Annotated in this window: 16 protein-coding genes; 1 reads left to right on the top strand and 15 read right to left on the bottom strand. The window is 35.3% G+C overall.

The annotated features are described in order from the left end of the window. Nucleotides 1-10 precede the first annotated feature (10 nt). The 9 genes from DW642_RS12930 to DW642_RS12965 form a co-directional block, all read right to left on the bottom strand. A complete protein-coding gene (locus tag DW642_RS12930) occupies nucleotides 11-2,668 on the bottom strand; it encodes an ABC transporter permease (RefSeq protein ID WP_117510427.1) in 2,658 nt (885 codons plus the stop codon). A gap of 141 nt (nucleotides 2,669-2,809) precedes the next feature. Continuing rightward, nucleotides 2,810-5,197, bottom strand: coding sequence for an ABC transporter permease (locus tag DW642_RS12935; RefSeq protein ID WP_242991191.1), 2,388 nt, complete (start codon nucleotides 5,195-5,197; stop codon nucleotides 2,810-2,812). 118 nt (nucleotides 5,198-5,315) lie between these two features. After that, a complete protein-coding gene (locus tag DW642_RS12940) occupies nucleotides 5,316-6,347 on the bottom strand; it encodes a sensor histidine kinase (RefSeq protein WP_009247983.1) in 1,032 nt (343 codons plus the stop codon). Continuing rightward, on the bottom strand, nucleotides 6,344-7,054 hold the full coding sequence (locus DW642_RS12945; protein WP_242991192.1) for a response regulator transcription factor: 711 nt from the start codon (nucleotides 7,052-7,054) through the stop codon (nucleotides 6,344-6,346). Before DW642_RS12945 ends, DW642_RS12940 begins: the two co-directional genes overlap by 4 nt. Before the next feature lie 183 nt (nucleotides 7,055-7,237). Continuing rightward, nucleotides 7,238-9,619, bottom strand: a complete 2,382-nt coding sequence (locus tag DW642_RS12950; protein WP_009247985.1) for an ABC transporter permease — start codon at nucleotides 9,617-9,619, stop codon at nucleotides 7,238-7,240. Between the two features lie 14 nt (nucleotides 9,620-9,633). After that, nucleotides 9,634-10,299, bottom strand: coding sequence for an ABC transporter ATP-binding protein (locus DW642_RS12955; RefSeq protein ID WP_009247986.1), 666 nt, complete (start codon nucleotides 10,297-10,299; stop codon nucleotides 9,634-9,636). Nucleotides 10,300-10,508: 209 nt separating this feature from the next. After that, on the bottom strand, nucleotides 10,509-10,685 hold the full coding sequence (locus tag DW642_RS16025; RefSeq protein WP_009247987.1) for a hypothetical protein: 177 nt from the start codon (nucleotides 10,683-10,685) through the stop codon (nucleotides 10,509-10,511). A 27-nt stretch (nucleotides 10,686-10,712) separates the two neighbouring features. Beyond that, nucleotides 10,713-11,741 (bottom strand): sensor histidine kinase, encoded by a 1,029-nt coding sequence (locus DW642_RS12960; RefSeq protein WP_117510429.1) that lies wholly within the window; start codon nucleotides 11,739-11,741, stop codon nucleotides 10,713-10,715. Further along, entirely contained in the window at nucleotides 11,738-12,427 is a 690-nt protein-coding gene (locus DW642_RS12965; RefSeq protein WP_117510430.1) for a response regulator transcription factor, read from the bottom strand. Before DW642_RS12965 ends, DW642_RS12960 begins: the two co-directional genes overlap by 4 nt. A 69-nt stretch (nucleotides 12,428-12,496) precedes the next feature. Between DW642_RS12965 and DW642_RS12970 the strand changes: the two genes are divergently transcribed. Beyond that, nucleotides 12,497-12,733 (top strand): hypothetical protein, encoded by a 237-nt coding sequence (locus DW642_RS12970; RefSeq protein ID WP_442857743.1) that lies wholly within the window; start codon nucleotides 12,497-12,499, stop codon nucleotides 12,731-12,733. A 198-nt stretch (nucleotides 12,734-12,931) separates the two neighbouring features. Here DW642_RS12970 and DW642_RS12975 read toward each other — a convergent pair whose 3' ends face one another. The 6 genes from DW642_RS12975 to DW642_RS13000 form a co-directional block, all read right to left on the bottom strand. After that, nucleotides 12,932-13,792 carry a sensor histidine kinase gene (locus DW642_RS12975; protein ID WP_117510431.1) on the bottom strand — a complete coding sequence of 287 codons (861 nt, stop codon included), beginning with the start codon at nucleotides 13,790-13,792 and terminating at the stop codon, nucleotides 12,932-12,934. A gap of 26 nt (nucleotides 13,793-13,818) precedes the next feature. Beyond that, nucleotides 13,819-14,640: an ABC transporter permease gene (locus DW642_RS12980; protein WP_117510432.1), complete on the bottom strand. Its 822-nt coding sequence runs from the start codon at nucleotides 14,638-14,640 to the stop codon at nucleotides 13,819-13,821. Beyond that, a complete protein-coding gene (locus DW642_RS12985) occupies nucleotides 14,633-15,550 on the bottom strand; it encodes an ABC transporter ATP-binding protein (RefSeq protein ID WP_117510433.1) in 918 nt (305 codons plus the stop codon). The genes DW642_RS12980 and DW642_RS12985 overlap by 8 nt, the downstream gene beginning before the upstream one ends. Before the next feature lie 55 nt (nucleotides 15,551-15,605). Next, nucleotides 15,606-16,271, bottom strand: coding sequence for a response regulator transcription factor (locus DW642_RS12990; RefSeq protein ID WP_004843374.1), 666 nt, complete (start codon nucleotides 16,269-16,271; stop codon nucleotides 15,606-15,608). 194 nt (nucleotides 16,272-16,465) lie between these two features. Then, on the bottom strand, nucleotides 16,466-16,885 hold the full coding sequence (locus tag DW642_RS12995; protein ID WP_117510434.1) for a nuclear transport factor 2 family protein: 420 nt from the start codon (nucleotides 16,883-16,885) through the stop codon (nucleotides 16,466-16,468). A 44-nt stretch (nucleotides 16,886-16,929) separates the two neighbouring features. Further along, the gene (locus tag DW642_RS13000; RefSeq protein ID WP_117510435.1) at nucleotides 16,930-17,292 is read right to left on the bottom strand and encodes an MmcQ/YjbR family DNA-binding protein; all 363 of its coding nucleotides are present in this window, start codon (nucleotides 17,290-17,292) and stop codon (nucleotides 16,930-16,932) included. Nucleotides 17,293-17,322: the final 30 nt, after the last annotated feature.

A 17,322-nucleotide genomic window follows, 5' to 3' on the forward strand; every position in this document is an offset into this window, starting at 1 on the left:
TTTCATAATCCTAAACGGTTTCATCTTTTAAAACTTCAACAATAATATCCCTACGAATTTTCCGGGATGCCACCATATAGATTCCTCTGATGATAGCAAATGTGAGTATGATATATACTACTACCCCCCAGAACGGAAAAACCTTAAGAAATTCTATAACTGTTATATCTTGTAGCCAAATTAATATGGTACTGACTAAAATTAGTATTGAGATTCCTATTAACAAAGGTTTGATTACAAGAAGAAATCCTTCTGTATAAAGTAAGTGACATAGCCCTTTTTTATCAAGACCGACAGAGCGCAACATAGCAAACTCCTTTTTCCTTTGATATAAACTATTTAATATAGCTGCCACTGCCGATGAAATACCAACAATCCCAAAAAGTGCTGTCAAACTATAAACAATTAACATTGTAGCATTTGTCAGTTTATCTCTATCAGCTGCTCGTTGTGTTTTACTGGAAGTAAAAAAATCATTCTTACTCAAATATTCACCACAAAGTTGATCCGCTCGACTTTGTACTGTAACATCTTTCCCTTGCTCAGTACGAAGATTCATATAGGTTCTATAATTATATACTGCACGATCTTCCCCAAAATTGTTTATAATATCATAATACTCTTCCATAGGTACAATAATAGGCAGAGTATAAAAAGCAACATTCAAACCTATGTCTGGCATCTCTGTAAGTACAGAAGATATTTGGATATCAAAACTATAATTTCCTTGAACAGAGTCTAAAAACTTTTCCGTTAATTGTAACTTCTGACCTTCTTTTATATCCAGATATGACACCTGCTCTTTTTTTGCTTCATAACCCCTAGCATCCGGATTCTTTGCAACTGAATTAACAATAATAGCTGATCTGGAATTATGGGAGGAAATTCCTGCATTCTTTAGATAAGCATTATAAGTATCCTGTTCCAAACCAATTAATGTACAAGGAATTCTATATCTGCCATCACGTTTAACAACATATTCTCCAGCTGCTTTCGTATCAAATCCTCCATATGAAAGAAATTCTTTAGACAATTCTTGCTCCGAAAGCCAACTTGCACACATTGCCATCGTATAAGTTGTCTGTTCTTTCACGTCTGGAAGATCTTTTAATTTCTGAATAAGCGCCGGTTCTATCCGCTGACCAGATTCTAATGTAATATTTATATCAAAAGGATTATCATGTTCTGCTTTCGTATTATTAACATCCGAAACAGAAAAAACAGCCAGAAAACTAAACATGAGTACCATACATAAGCATAATGTTACAGTACAGGTCCGAAATAATTTCTTATTTGCGATAAGAGAGTTAGCTGAGATTTTCCCCAAAAATCCAAAACACCTTTTTAAAAAGGTATGTTTTGCTGATTTTTCCAAAGAAACATTGTTCCAATTCTCCTTTATAGCTTCTATTGGACGTATTTTTCCCATTTGTCTTGCAGGTCCGGATGCTGCTAAGAGCACTGTTAAAAAAGAAAGCATTATTGAAATGATTGCAATCCATGGTGAGAAAGAAACTGAAATCTGATTTCCTGTTACTTCGCGTGTCAATTTGGAATATGCGGTCAATACTCCATAAGAAAGCAAATGACCAAGTCCTATAGAAATAACAATTGGAAAAAAAGATAACCAACGTGCTTCATATTTAACTAGCTTCCGTATCTGTTTTGGCGTCATACCTATTGATTTTAATATTCCAAGTTCCTTTATTTTTCGCTTAGCAGAAATGGAAAAGGCTCCGCGGATAATATAGGCAAATACCGTCATAGAAGCAACAGCAACTATCAAAAGTGAAAGAAAAAGTTTAGGTAAATCGCTGCTCCAGAAGTGCCCCGGCTCATAAATTCCATACATTCCGAGCAGAGCTGTATGATAACGATATGGATATTCACCATATTCATCTTGTTCCAAACCAATAGCCTGTGCAATCTGAGGGACTGTTTCATAGATTTTCCTTGGATTCTTTGTCTGGGTATATACAACTACACTAGCATCTTTTGGCGTTTCTTCCAGATTGAGCCAACCATATGCAGGATAACCATTATATGCACTGGAAACTGTCCTATCAATTTCTCCAACAATGGTATACTGTACATTATCTGTTTTTACAAATACTTCCCCATCTTGAAGTGGGGACAGGAAATCAACAATTCTATTATCTTTTCTCCGTTCACCTAATTCTAAATCAACGGTATCACCGATTTTGAAGGAAGGATTATCCTCAAAAAATTTTTTCCCAACAACAATTTCACCCGGAGCCTCTGGAACTCTTCCACGTATAATTAAATTTTTTTCATGCATGGATTCCCAATATTTTGCATCACAATTTTGGACTAAAAGATAAGGATCATTTTCTCTAAACGATAATAGGAATGTTTGGTTATTTCCTTTTACCATAACGTCTTTGATATTTTCATTCTTTTTGATAAGTTCAATCTGATTTGCCTGAACTTCTAATATCTGTGCATCCCAATTCCCTGAATCAAAAATTTCCTGCTGCACTCTCTGATTCCAATAACTCTGCACAAGAGAACATAATGTACACATAAAAGTAGCTGCAATTAATATGGCAGACATAATAGAAAGTGCTGTCCGGTGATTTGCTTTAATATTTTGTTTGGCAAGTTTTTTGACAACTGCATTTGTATCATTTTCAAATGGTAAAGTCATAGCCATTCACTCCTTTCGGTATAATTATAACTTTTAAATATTGCAGAAATATCCCAAAAGATAAACAGTTAAAAGGTGGTTTGCTTTATTTTAGGATGTTTTTTAATGAAAGTATCCTTTCTATTGAATTGTTTTCTTTTATTAATCTGCCGTTTTGATTCGTTCCACCAATGAATCTCTGCATTGAATTTTTAGACAGATAGTAGAAATTACGATGGATATTATTACTAGACAGATGCCATAAATCAGTAATGAAATAAAAGGAAACGTATATTGAAAATAAGTTAAGCCATTCACAGACAATATCTGCACTAACAAATACCCCATCAAGTTTCCTGCCACAACTGTAATAATCAAACAAGGAATAATCAGTAAGACACTTTCATGCAACAGCATTTTCTTTATCTGTTTTTTTGTCATGCCGATAGACTCCAGTATTCCAAATTCTTTTCTCCTTGTACTGATACGACTAATTAAGGTGTTTGTTAGATTAAAAATACTAAACATAATGACAAAAACAGATACTCCATAAACTTGTATGCTGGTATTATGAATCGTATTTGTCGAAGATGCCTTTACCTCTTGTAAAGTTTCCATTACCAAATCAGAGTGGCGAGACAATATTTCATTTAACTTGTTTTCTACTGATTTTCCCACTTTTTCATATTCTGGTACAGACAAAGTTAAGGAAGCAGTTAAATCCATATCGCCCCACAATTTTTCTATGGTTTCTTTAGGAAGATAAAAACCCTCATTCATGCTTTTTTCGGAAGTACCGGCAATCAAAACATCCATACTATGTTCCGAACCATCGAACCATCGCAATGACACTTTTTCTCCTGTTGACGGACAAGTATGATAGACTTCTTCCTGTACGCTTTTCCCTAATATAACCATAGCATCTTGTTTCACCAGTGTTTCGTATGTCCAATCAACAGGAAGCGTTTTCATAATTTCCTCCTGATTATCAGGTGTAATCGGAATAATAGGAATTTCTAATTGTTCATCGTGATACTCAATAATGGCCGCTGTTCTCTCTGCAACATGAATCTCTTTGATTTCCGAGATTTGTTGCAATTCTTCCATGAGTTCTTGCGAAAAAGGTGTGTCAACTTGATATTCCGAAATACCATACGGTTTGGGATTGATTAATGTATTGTGGTTAATCGTAATATAGTATTCTCCATCTTCCAAATTCCCCATTCGCGCAAAGGAATCTGGGTTCCATGATGATATAAAAGTGGCTCCAACCATAAATAAAACCCCACCGATTGCAAGTGAGGCAATCGTCAGATTGTGTTTTTTTCGATCCTGCTTTTCACTCAATAAGGCCAAGGAATACGGTGAGAGGCGAATATGATTTTTTCTGTTCCGCACTTTGCTTTCTTTTAGATAAGTAGTGTTTCCAACATATTTCACTGCTTCAATAGGAGAAATATTTGAAGCTATTTGGGCAGGCTTATATACGGAAATTTGTACAATGATATTTCCTAATATTATTGCAAAAATACTTGTGGCTATGGCATTGATAATCGTTATTCCGTTTGGCTCTAACAAATATGCAAATATGATACCTACTGTAATACCGGCAGGTATTCCGAATAGGCAGAAACGATACCCCTCTTTACGAATCATCCGCTTAATTTGTTTTTCTGTCATACCAATAGTTTTGAGTTGTCCAATCTGTGATACTTGATTTGATACAGAAAGGTAAAACACACTGTATATGACAATTGCGCTTGAAAAGGCAATAAAGAGAGTCGCTAAAAAAACACCTCCCATTCCTGATCCACTAATAAGTGAGGAACAGAATTTGCTATTAAAATAAAGTTGATTCCTACTTATGTCTTGGGATGAAGCCAGACGATATACTGTATTCTCAAAATCAACAAGTCCCATTTCTGTCGCACCATTTACACGAATTAAGGCACTATACGGAATATCAGATAATAACACTCCCTGCTCTGCATACGCTGGGGAGACATAAAAGTAAAATGTTCCTGTTTCCACATTATCAGTAAAACCAGTAATGATGAAGTCCTCTGTTTTACTCCCCGCCGTTGGTAAAGTGATGGTATCTCCTATATTTAGCTGATACCCCAGCTTTAATTGAACATTTTTATCAATTACGATTTCATTGTACTGTTCTGGACAGGTTCCACTGACTAATTCATAGGAATTTATAATTCCAAAACCACTCGGCATATAAACCGCTTCAAATTTGATTCCATCCATTAGAAAGCTGTCACTATGCTTATATGGTACAATGTCCTCAAGAACAGGCTCTTTTTTCAGAACTTCTATCTGTTCTGCTGTAAGGCCACCAATGGTGGCTTGTTGCATTTGCTTTAAAATCTTTTGCTCACTAATTTTAGTTCCCTGCTGGAATAAAGAAATTCCAACAATTAAACTAACTGCTAATGCTATTGTTAAGATATTAAAAAGGCAAAAAATACGATTTGCTGATACATTGCGTTTTGCCAACTTTTTTGTAATAGCACTGGTATCATTCTCAAATGGTAATGTCATCCCCATTGCCCCCTTTCTCCATTATCCTAACTCTCAAATGTTGCAGAAATGTCCTAAAATTCTTTTTTTCTAAATTTTTTCAAAAAAAGGCAGTCCGAATAAACAGACCGCCGTTTCATTATCTTTGAGGAAGAAATATAGAGAAAGTTGAGCCTTTTCCCACCTCTGCTTCAACTGTAATATAGCCACCTTGCATAGTGATAATCTCACGCGCCAGATATAATCCTATTCCAATCCCATCCACATCATGTACAGCTTCTTCCCGATAAAATCGTTTGAAAATTGTTGCCTGGACACTTTCCGGAATGCCTCTTCCCGTATCCGTTACGGCAATTTCCAAATACATCTCCCAGTCCTGTACTGCTACGTGAATGTCACCGCCTTCCGGAGTATATTTTACTGCATTGTCTAAAAGATTAAACAATGCTTCTGAGGTCCAGCGACTGTCATGTGAAACCGTTAAATTTTCAGGACAATTTACGGATAAATGAAGATGCTTTCTTTCCATAGGAGCAAGAACCCCATTTATCGCATCTACAAGTGTATCCGCAATAGCTGTTTCTTTCTTTTCCAAAGTGATCACTCCAGTTTCCAATCGTGATGTTTTCACCATTCCCTGAATCAAAAAGTCCAGTTTATCTAACTGACTGGCAGTAGCATGTAAAAATTCCTTACGTGTCTCATCAGTAATTCTTCTGGTCAACATTGTGTCATTAAGCATTTTTAGATTTGCTATCGGTGTTTTGGTCTGATGTGAAATATCAGATACCAAAGACTGTAATTCTGCTTTTTCTTCTTCTACTTTATACCGGGTTTCCTGCATTACATGATATAATCTTTCCAGACGATGACTGATGCGTGCTAACAGTGTTTCTGCTTCATAATTTATTTGCGGACGAACGGTACTATCCATCATTTCATCTAATGTTCGGCATAGTCCATCTGTAAATACCGATAGTTTCTTCTGGAAATAATGCAAAAAGACTGCACCCCATAGAAACAGAAGAATCATCACGCTGAAACCACCAAGTATCATCCTTATATCTTTTGTGAAGGCATAAAGGATGAACAACAAAAGAATTGATGTCAGTGAAGCACCCCCCACAATCAGCCGCAGAAAAGCTCTAGTGGATAAATTCTGTAATTTCATCGTGATTCACCGCCTATCCATTGATACCCCATTCCGTAAGCAGTTTTAATATATTTTCGCTCATCTGTTTCAATCTTTTTGCGAATGCGGCTGATAATGGTAGTAAGCGTATGCTCATCTATAAAATCCCCATCAATATCCCACAACTTCTCAATCAGTTGCCGCTTCGTTAATATAATGTGCGGATTTTTTACAAATAAAAATAAGGTACGGTATTCTTTTGGTGTAAACTCTATCACCTTTCCCTCCAAAACCGCACTCTGCTCGGAAAAGTCAATTTTCAAAACTTCATCCTCAAATACATCATGCTTTGGTGTCCGCAATTCCATATTTTCAAAAACTGCGGCTACCTTTTTACAGAGAACCATCACTGAAAATGGTTTTGTAATATAATCTGTGCATCCGGCTTCATAGCCTTTCAACATATCGCCTTCTTTATCATTTGCTGTGATAAACATAATATAGGTATGCTGCCCTCTTCCTCTGATTTCATCACATAAATGCAGACCGTTTCCATCCGGCAGATTAATATCCAACAGAGCAATATCAAATTCACTCTTTTTCAATCGTTCTACTGCATCCAGAAAACTATATGCAGAAGTTACTTCGTAACCATCTGCAGTAAGATTATAAGCCAGCGTTTTATTTAATACTTTGTCATCTTCTACAATTAAAATTTTCCTCAATCCAGATTCTTCCTTTCCCATCTTCTAAACTTGTCACTATTTTAAACCTCAAATGTTGCAGAAATGTCCTAAATACAGTTTTTCTGATGATCATCATTTCAAAACATAGATTGATTATATCTTATTTTCTTTCAAGAAAAAATATTTTCATAAAAAATGCTTTTGCCAAAATGTTCCACACTTTTCAGCAAAAGCATTTTTCTCTTATTCCATTGCCCGCATTTGTTCAATCAGGGATTGTTTTTTCTGTCTGCGGATTGTCCATATAGACAAGAACAGTTCCATTCCAATAATCACCAAAATATAGATTAGCATTTCTTGTAATGGGAATGCATATGGAACAATTTTTCCACCATAAATTTCAATACTGAATTTATGACAAGCAAAAATAGAAATTGGCAAACCTATTGCCAGACTTATAAAGATACTACATAAAACATACCCTAATCCCTCATATACCGTCATTGCTGCAAGCTGCTTTGATGTTAATCCCACGGAACGTAACACACTGTTTTCTTGTCTACGCGCTAATTGATTGGATAATGTCGTATTAGTAAGATTAATAACTCCGAATATAAAAATCAGCCATGAAAGGAATTTCTCAATATTATAATGAACATTCTGTTTTTCTACCCATGCCGCATGATCTGAAGCTTTTGACAGATAGAGTTCCGAATTTGTCGCAATAATACTTTCCAATGACTGCTCTACATTCTTCTTACTTGCTTTGTCATATACGATATCCCAGGTATAATCAAAGTTCTCAATATCCGGCAGAAGTTCACGAAACACTTCTTCTCCTGCATACATCATGCCACTATCAAATCCGTAACCTGTCCGCCCTTGATTCACTACTGCTGTTGATGTATCAAAGATACCAGATATCCTTACCGGGATGCTTTTCTCTCCGAATGACAAATTTATCTTCATTCCAGGTTTCACCGTTTCTCCGAAATCAGCATATCCGTGTGTTATCAATATATCATGAGCATCTTTTGGCATATCACCTTCAACAAGAGCTTTTTCTATCGTTCCATAGTTCTCTGAGGTGAGCATATCGCAATGCCCCCGTCCTCTAAAGTTGTTATAAACTGCCTCAAAGGTTGCAGATTTTCTGGTTGCGATAATATCACTCACTCCATCTATCGCCAATATCTCCTCTTTTAATTGCTCATCTAAAGGATTACCGTTCTTTAATGTGTCTATATGTTCGTTTTCAGAGTATAAAAACACTTTATAATCTCCATTAGGAAAATAATGTCTTGCAAGTCTTTCTGGAGATTGCACAAGACAAAGTGAACTGATAACTAAAAGTAAAATACCGCTTAAGCTCAATGAAAATATAATACTAAATGTTTTTTTCCAATCCCTCTTAAAATTCATCATTCCTATAGACACAGGGGTTAATTTCTTATTCTTTTTGCGTATATGAATTTTGCTTTTTTGCTCTATCCTAAATCGAACTGCTTCAATCGGTGATATTTTTGCTGCTAATTTTATTGGTTTATGAACAGCTATACATATAGTTAGCCAACAAAATATGATTGTCATCAGGATACATCCTAAATATCCGCTGATTGAAAATCCTTTTGGGAAAATAATAAGAGAAAGTATTACACTTAGTGTTATTCCTATGATACTTCCAATCACTCCGAGCCGATTTCTCTCTTTTTTTACAACCCGTATAATCTGTTTTTTAGTAGCGCCAATGGTCCGAAGCTGCCCGTAACTTTTTATTTTATCGTTAATGGAGATACGGAAAATACTTTGTATCACAACCCACGCACCAAGACCAATAATACCAGCTAAGCCTAGCACAATCATAAACTGACTCCAGTCTGTATTCATGTCTTTAAAAAATTCACTATGGAATCTAACACTCCTAAGCTGATTTTTTTCTGCAATTTGTGTAAAAAATGCTTTTGAAGTTTCCTCCGGCATATTTTCCACATTTTTCAAATGGACATACGCAAAGTATCCATCTGATTTATACATATTCATTTTTTGTAAAGTAGCTTTTGATATCATAAACGAATACAAATTTTTGCTATCGTCTGCTGGCGCATCCACAATTCCTGAAATCGTATAATCACCCGGAAAACTACTTATATCCAAAGTTACTGTATCACCAACACCTGCCGAAGGATAATATTTGGAAAGCCATATCTTACTGACAAGTATTTCATTTTCTTTTTGGGGAAGATTCCCATCTGTCAGTTTCATTTGGGAACGCATCATATACATCATATCATTATTTGCATAGGCAAAAGAACCTGTAAAGCCTTTGGAAGATTCTTTTTCTCCAACAATATAATATTCTCCTACACGTTCAAACTCTGTGACATCTTTTAGCTTTTCAAGGTTTTCTTCAGAAACTCTGACATAAGTTGCCTCATAAGTATCAACTACCCGATCCTTTTTCATTTTTGTAATAGAAATAGCGGTTAAACCTGATAAGCAAACCAAAAACGCAGCCAATGCAACCGCAATCACTACCATGATATTTCTTCGTTTTTCGCTTTTTAAATTTCTCTTCGCCAGATTCTTGACAATTCCATTTGTATTATTTTCAAAAGGCCAAGTCATAGCCTGCCACCTCCTTATTCCACGATCCTACCATCCTCAATACGGACAATCCGGTCTGCAAGTCGGGCGATCTCATTGTTATGTGTAATCATTACCACCGTCTGGTGAAACTCATAACTGGTCCGTTTGATCAATCCCATAACATCTGCACTGGTTTTCGAGTCGAGGTTCCCTGTAGGTTCATCAGCTAGCACAATTGCAGGCTTAGCAACCAGAGCTCTTGCTATTGCAACCCTCTGCTGCTGTCCTCCAGAGAGATTATTCGGCATATTCTTTAGTTTATCTTCCAGAGCTAGCATATGAACTACCTCATCCATAAATCCCCGATCTACCGTATCTCCATCCAGTTCTACCGGGAGAACAATATTTTCGTAAACATTCAAAATTGGAACCAAATTATAATTTTGGAAAATGAAACCAATATTTCTTCTCCTGAAAATCGTCAGCTCTTCATCGTTTTTCTTTGCCAGCTCTTCTCCACGTACAATGACCTTTCCACTAGTAGGAGTGTCCAAACCTCCCATCATATGAAGCATCGTGGATTTTCCGGAACCTGAAGTTCCTACTACCGCTACAAATTCTCCTTCCTCTACTGAAAAATTCACACCGTCTAAAGCCTTTGTAATATTGGGCTCTGTTCCATAATATTTCTTTAAATCGATTGTCTGTAAAATACTCATATTTTATAAACTCCTTTCTGCCTTTCTTTATGATAGCTCTATTATAAAATACAAATGTCTCAGAAATGTCCGAGAAAAGGAACAAAATTCAAGGAATTTCAGCCTGAATTGTTACAAATCTCGGACATTTCAAAAAAATTGCAAACGATACAAAATATGATATTCTGCTATTCTTGATTTTATCTGTGACTATAATTCTGTTTAAAATATCACAACAAACTGCCTTTTAATCCTTTTTTGAAAACCAAAACAGCTTTTTCAGTTCCCAGAAATGACATGGTTACAAGTTTGTAGCTTTGTTTTTCCATTTCCAGGAGTTTTGTATTTATTTTTTCAGTTACATTTTCAGTAGTAATGTTTTCTATTAATACGGTTTGATACATCATTCAAATCCCTCCATATTTGTCTTTTATTTATCTTGGCAGAAAAATAGAAAATGCTGATCCCTTTCCCACCTGTGATTCCACAGTAACATAACCACCCTGCTGTGTCACAATTTCCCTGGTCAGATAAAGACCGATTCCAACACCCGGCTGATTATGAATCTCTTCTTCCCGGTAAAATCTCTTGAAAATAGATGCCTGATTGCTTTCTGAAATTCCTTTTCCGGTATCAGATACTTTTATTTCCACATACATTTCCCATTGCGCTACCGACACATTTACATGTCCACCTGTCGGGGTATATTTTACTGCATTGTCCAATAGATTAAAAATCGCTTCTTCAGTCCATTTACTGTCATGGGATACGCACAGATCCTCCGGACATTCCACCGATACATGGATCTTTTTTTGTTCTGCAGAATATAAGATTCCACTCATAGCCTGAGCCAAAGTATCATATAAGAAATGCTCTTCTTTCTCTAATTGAATCACCCCGGTTTCCAAACGGGAGGTTTTGACTAATGCCTGTATTAAAAAATCCAGTTTATTGATCTGCCCTCTTACACTTTTAAGAAACTCATTCCTCTCCTGTTCTTCCAGAGGTTTTGTCAAAAGTGTATCCACAATCATCTTCATGTTGCTTACCGGAGTCCTGACCTGATGAGAAATATCTGACACCAACGACTGTAATTCCTGCCGTTCTGCTTCTACCTTCCGGTTACTTTCCTGCAAGATGTTATACAGACGTACCAGGCGATGATGGATACGGGCAAAAATCGTTTCTTTGTCTGATACATTTTCGGGTTCCTGACTACGGTTCATCATGTCATCAAGAATCTGACACAATTCAGAAGTAAAATTTGACAGTCTCATTCCCAACAGTTGTACCATAAAAAGCATCCACAGTATTGCACAGACTATCAAAGCCATCCCAACCCATAACACTACAATATTTTGGGTCAGAAAGAATGCGACCAATATGATCGCTGTCATTGTGAGTGTCATTCCGGCAGTCAGCCAAAAAAACATCCTTTTTACAGAAAGTTTCTTTCCTATCATGCAGGTTCACCTCCGGTCCATTTATATCCCATACCATATACGGTTTTGATATATACCGTTCCATCTGTCTCAATCTTTCCTCGGATGCGGCTTAACGTTGTCGTTAACGTATGCTCGTCCACATAATTCTCTGTACAGTCCCATATTTTTTCCAACAACTGTTTTCTTGTTAATACACGATTGCGGTTCTGGCAAAACAGGTTCAGCATCCGAAACTCCAAAGTCGATAAGGTCAATGGCTTTCCCCCCAGCATAGCTGTCTGCTCTGCAAAATTTAAAAACAGCCTGCCATCATCAAAGACATCCTGCATGGACACATGATGCCGCATCATACGCAGTACATTTTCTACTTTTCTCTGCAGGGAATGGATGGAAAAAGGTTTTGTGATATAATCTACTGCTCCAAGTTCATACCCCCGGATCTCATCACTTTCCCTGTCATTTGCGGTCAAAAAGATTACAATGGTATCACTATATTTTTCCCGGATTGTTTTTGCAATCGCATATCCATCTCCATCCGGAAGATTAATATCCAATAGTACCAGATCAAACGGTTGGCTCTTCAGCACTTCCATGGCTTCTTTTACCGTTTCCACCGAAACAATCCCATAGGATTCTGACTGTAGGTTGTAAACTAACATTTTATTCAAAAGTTCATCATCTTCTACGATTAAAATCTGTTTCATTCCTTTTCATCCTTTACGACAATTTTGCTATCATTCCAATTCTTATTTTACAACAGAAATGTCCTAGAAATGTTACAGATTGAAAAATTTATGATTTTCTTTTTGAAATTATATACGAGCATTGAAGCGTCTGATCTTTACCTAATCAAAGAATTTATTCAACATTGGAAATTTCAAAAACTGTTAGACCGCTATGATGATTTATATAGCATGGATATGTTTGGAGAAAGCATAGAGGATCATAAGTATAAGACACCTTACCAAGTTCTGAAAATGATAAACCCAAATTCAAAAGAAGATATGTAACTGTTACGGGAAGTATTGAGGAATAACCATTTTGATGGTGAGGACGAGTAATCTTTTTTCTCTTGCGAGAAGATACCACAAAAAAAGCCCCGTAAAGAGTGCAAGCACCACCAATGGTGGTAAGTTTTTGACAGGACTTTTTCTTTTCTGTTTGTGGCAAACAAGAGGAAAAGGGAATAAAATCTGATTTATAATAAATCAGACAACGCAAAACTGAATAGAAATTGACAAAATATTTCCTTCGTAACTTACATTTTCAATTTTACCGTCAATTTTTTTTAGCAATTCTTTTACAATATACAAGCCTAAACCAGAACTTCCTTTGTTGCGCGACTTATCAGCGGTATAAAACTTATTAAATAATGAATTTACATCAATATTATCAAGGGATTTTGTTGAATTTTTAATCGTGAACACTCCTTTTTGATTGATAGAAACTTCAATGTAATTATCTGAATAACGAAGTGCATTTACAATTAAATTTTCAATAATTCGTTTACAGATAAGATTATTTCCGTATATCCATACAGGAGCATTTTCTGCTTGAATGATTGGCTGGATTTCTCCAAATTCATAATACTTTTCAATTAAGCAATCTGTAACAATTCTATTTATATCAATACGCTCACATTCAACATCAGATTGCTCATTTTCTAACACAGACAAATCATAAAATTCTTGCACTAACTCTGTGAGATAGTCAGTTTTTGCTTTAATGATTTTCAGATATTGTTCTTGCTCCTGTTTATTTTCACATTCCTGCAAAAGTGTTAAATAGCCTTGTAGCGATGTCAAAGGTGTTCTTAAATCATGACTTATATTAGATATAGATTGTTTTAACTGTTCTTCTTCCTGCTTAATTTGAACCTGCAATTTTTTATGTAGAGTATCTTTTTGATTGATTGCATAAGCTAATTCTTCAATATACTTATTTGATAAGGACACCCGTATTTTCCGCTGTTCCTTTATTTGCTTATTTATATTATGAATGGTTCTGATAATAGAGAATAGGGAAAATACTAATATGAAAATAAGACAAATCAATAAAAAATATAACATGTTCGCATTTCCCCTTTCTGTTATGATTAGCGTATTTCTTGCTTTCTTAATATCAATGCTGAAACAAGAAATGTAATAATTATAGTTCCCACAAAATAAGTCAGAATATTGATTTCTAAATGATTTATCAGATTGTAAGAACAAGTATTCATCCAGTAGTACATAGGATTTATTTTTAAGTAGGTTAGAACTCTCCATGACTGAGCCGACATATTATCCCATGTCATCATATAGATAAGCGGTCCACTAAATGTAAACAATGACATAGCCCCTACAACGATTGCCGTATGTTTGAATATTACACATAACATAAGTGTAATTCCGATAAATGCTCCCATAACCATACAATTTAGTCCTGCAATTTTCAGCATTGGAAACAGTTGTATTGGAACATTAAATTTCGCACATTCTATTATAAATGCAATCATAATAAATGAAAAGTATAGAAATATACTGGTAATCGTAATCACAATATATTTCGCAACAAAAAACTTAATTCGGCTTTGTCCGCTTGCAATCGCAATTTTAATTGTTGAATCCGTATATTCTCTTGAAAAGAAAATGACAGAAAATATAAGAACAATCAGCCAGAAAAATACCGTATAAGATGTGGCTGTCCTTATTATTTCTTCAATCATTGGGTGTGCTGTATCGCTATAAGCACGTGCAAGAAATCCAACCGTTTCTCCTATTTTCCATGTTTCGTCTAAACTTGAACTTGATACCACAAATTGTTGCTGACCGCCTATGGAGAAAATTCCAAAGACCGCTAAAATCAAAGCAAAGGTTAAGTATAATGCCTTTGTATGAAATAATTTATAAAATTCTGCTCTTATTTGATTAAACATTTTTTCGCCCCCCTATTAGATTTTCAAAGTATGTTTCCAAATTTTCTCCTTGCACAGAAATTTCATCAATAATAACTCCATTACTGGATAGCAATTTAGAAATCATTCTTACATTCTCTAAGCACTCGTATATACGAATAGAATTATCAGGGTAAACGGAGTAATTGTTAATCTTTCCCTTTTGCTCTAATAAAAGAGTGGTTTTTTGGATATTATCTGTCCTTAAACAAATATGGCGTTTACATTCTTCGTTTAATTTTTCAGCAGAAATTTGTTTCAAAAGTTCTCCCTTATGAAGAAATCCATAACAGGTAGCAAGCTGATGTAATTCACTTAATATATGGCTGGATATTAAAATCGTCACCTCTCGTTCTTTTACTAGTTTTTTAAGAAGTTCTCTTAATTCAATAATTCCCGTTGGGTCAAGTCCGTTGACGGGTTCGTCCAAAATTAAAAATTCTGGCTCACCTAATAATGCAACACCTAAAGCAAGCCTTTGTTTCATTCCTAAAGAAAAGTTTGCCACTCTTTTTTTGCCAGCATTGGATAAACCTATCAATTCTAAAGTATCGGCAATACACTTTTTGTTTGGAATCCCACGCTGTATCCTTTGTACTTCCAAATTTTGTGAAGCCGTCATATCCTTGTATAATGCTGGCATTTCAATCGTGCAACCGATTTTCGCCCTTTCATATTGTAGATTATCCGTATGTCCAAACAGGATTATTTCTCCCTCACTCTTAAAATTAAGTCCCGTTAATAATCGGATTAAAGTTGTTTTTCCTGCCCCATTTTCACCTACAAGACCGTAGATTTCTCCTTTTGGAATAGTTAAGTTCACATTCTTTAAGGCATAGAAATCTTTATATTTTTTGCTTAGATTTTTTGTTTCACATATAAATTTTGTCATTCTAAACACTCCTTTCTATGCCACTATATCCGATAAGTCTAAAGAAAATCTAAAGTTATTTAATTTTATAACCGATTCCCCAAATGGTTTGTATATAATCTTCATTTGTAATCGCCTTAATTTTTTTACGAATATGACTGATATGGGTATTTATCGTATCATCATCATAAGCATACGTTTCATTCCAAATGGATTCATATAAATTTTGCTTTGAAAAAATTTTTTGCGGATATTGTAATAATAGTCTTAAAATCTTTAACTCGGTTGATGTAAAAGGTACTAATACTTCTTTTATATAAACTAGAGAGTTGTTGATTTCAATATCTCTATATGTCAAAGTATCATTTTGACAGGAAGTATTTGAAGTCCGTTTCAAATTTGCTTCAATACGAGCAAGAAGCTCATGCAAGTCAAACGGCTTAGTCATATAATCATCAGCACCTAATTTTAATAAGTCTATTTTTGTCTGTACCATTGTTTTTGCAGAAACAACAATAACTGGAGCGTTTGTAAATTTACGCAATCTCTGTAATACATCATTTCCGTTTAACCTCGGTAACATAATATCAAGTATTATTAAATCTGGAACAAGCGATTTACACAATTCTATTCCCTCTGCACCATTCAATGCATAATGAACGATATATTTATTATTTTCTAAGAATTTTGCAATCATATTGCAAATGTCTATATCATCTTCAATAATAGCAATTTTATTCATGCGGTTTCATCTCCTCTAATCAGATATTGTATCATAAGGTTTTTATGCTATCTACAACAAACAAAGAAGTCTATGGCACATTTAGAAATTCATGTAAATCTTAAAAATCTTTTGGAACGCAAAAAGAAGATGCATGTCACCATACACCTTCTCATTGCTTGCTAAAATCCCTTTATACTACTTGCCTAATAATTTTAAAACCAATGAATTTTTTCTGCTCTGAATTGGGGCGTATCACTCTTTTGATACGGATCGTAGTTATGAAGATTACAGCCGAATTCCTTCAAGGATTGAATTTTATTCTCTTCTGACCATTCAATCAATGAAATTCCATCAAATTCTTCAATATCCCCCTTCTCCATCACATTTTTAAAATACCATTCAACAATGGTCTGATTTTCTTTATGAAAAAACTGTTTGATATCCCAGGCGATTACACTCCCCCTCATATTCCATTCCTGAAACCAATGCTTTACAGTTTCACGATTGCTATAACATGGTCCCCAGCTTTCTGTATAACTCACGTTCTCTGCAAAAATATCGTCCATTCCCAAATCTTTCTTTTCCAGCCACATAGAAAACCATAACCGGATCATCTGTTCTCTCTTGTCCATAATAGAATCCCTCCTATGCCAAATTCGTTACAGAACCTCTAAACTCAATCTTTTTTCCCATCTATCAAATCATAACTCATATCCAGAAAATCTAAGATTTTTGCCTCACTTACACTTCCATCTAATAACATGGTGATCCAATACTTCTTATTCATGTGATACCCTGGCAGAAAACCGTAGGTCTGTGTCAGAAGTCCAACCATATCCGGTTCACATTTCACATTGATGATATCTACGCTTCCTTCCTCTTTCAAACCCAGTTTCGATTTTTCAACTCGCAGAATAGCTGCATACCACTTTCCATTCTCATGCCGGAGGATTGCACTCTCCGGAGAACTCTTCCAAAGATATTCCGGAATTGTTCCATATTGCTTTTTTACATATTCAAAAATCTCTTCCCGTTTCAATCATTTCACTTCCCAATTACTCTATTTTAT

The organism is Blautia sp. AM23-13AC, assembly GCF_003435675.1.
Taxonomy (GTDB): Bacteria; Bacillota; Clostridia; order Lachnospirales; family Lachnospiraceae; genus Fusicatenibacter; species Fusicatenibacter saccharivorans.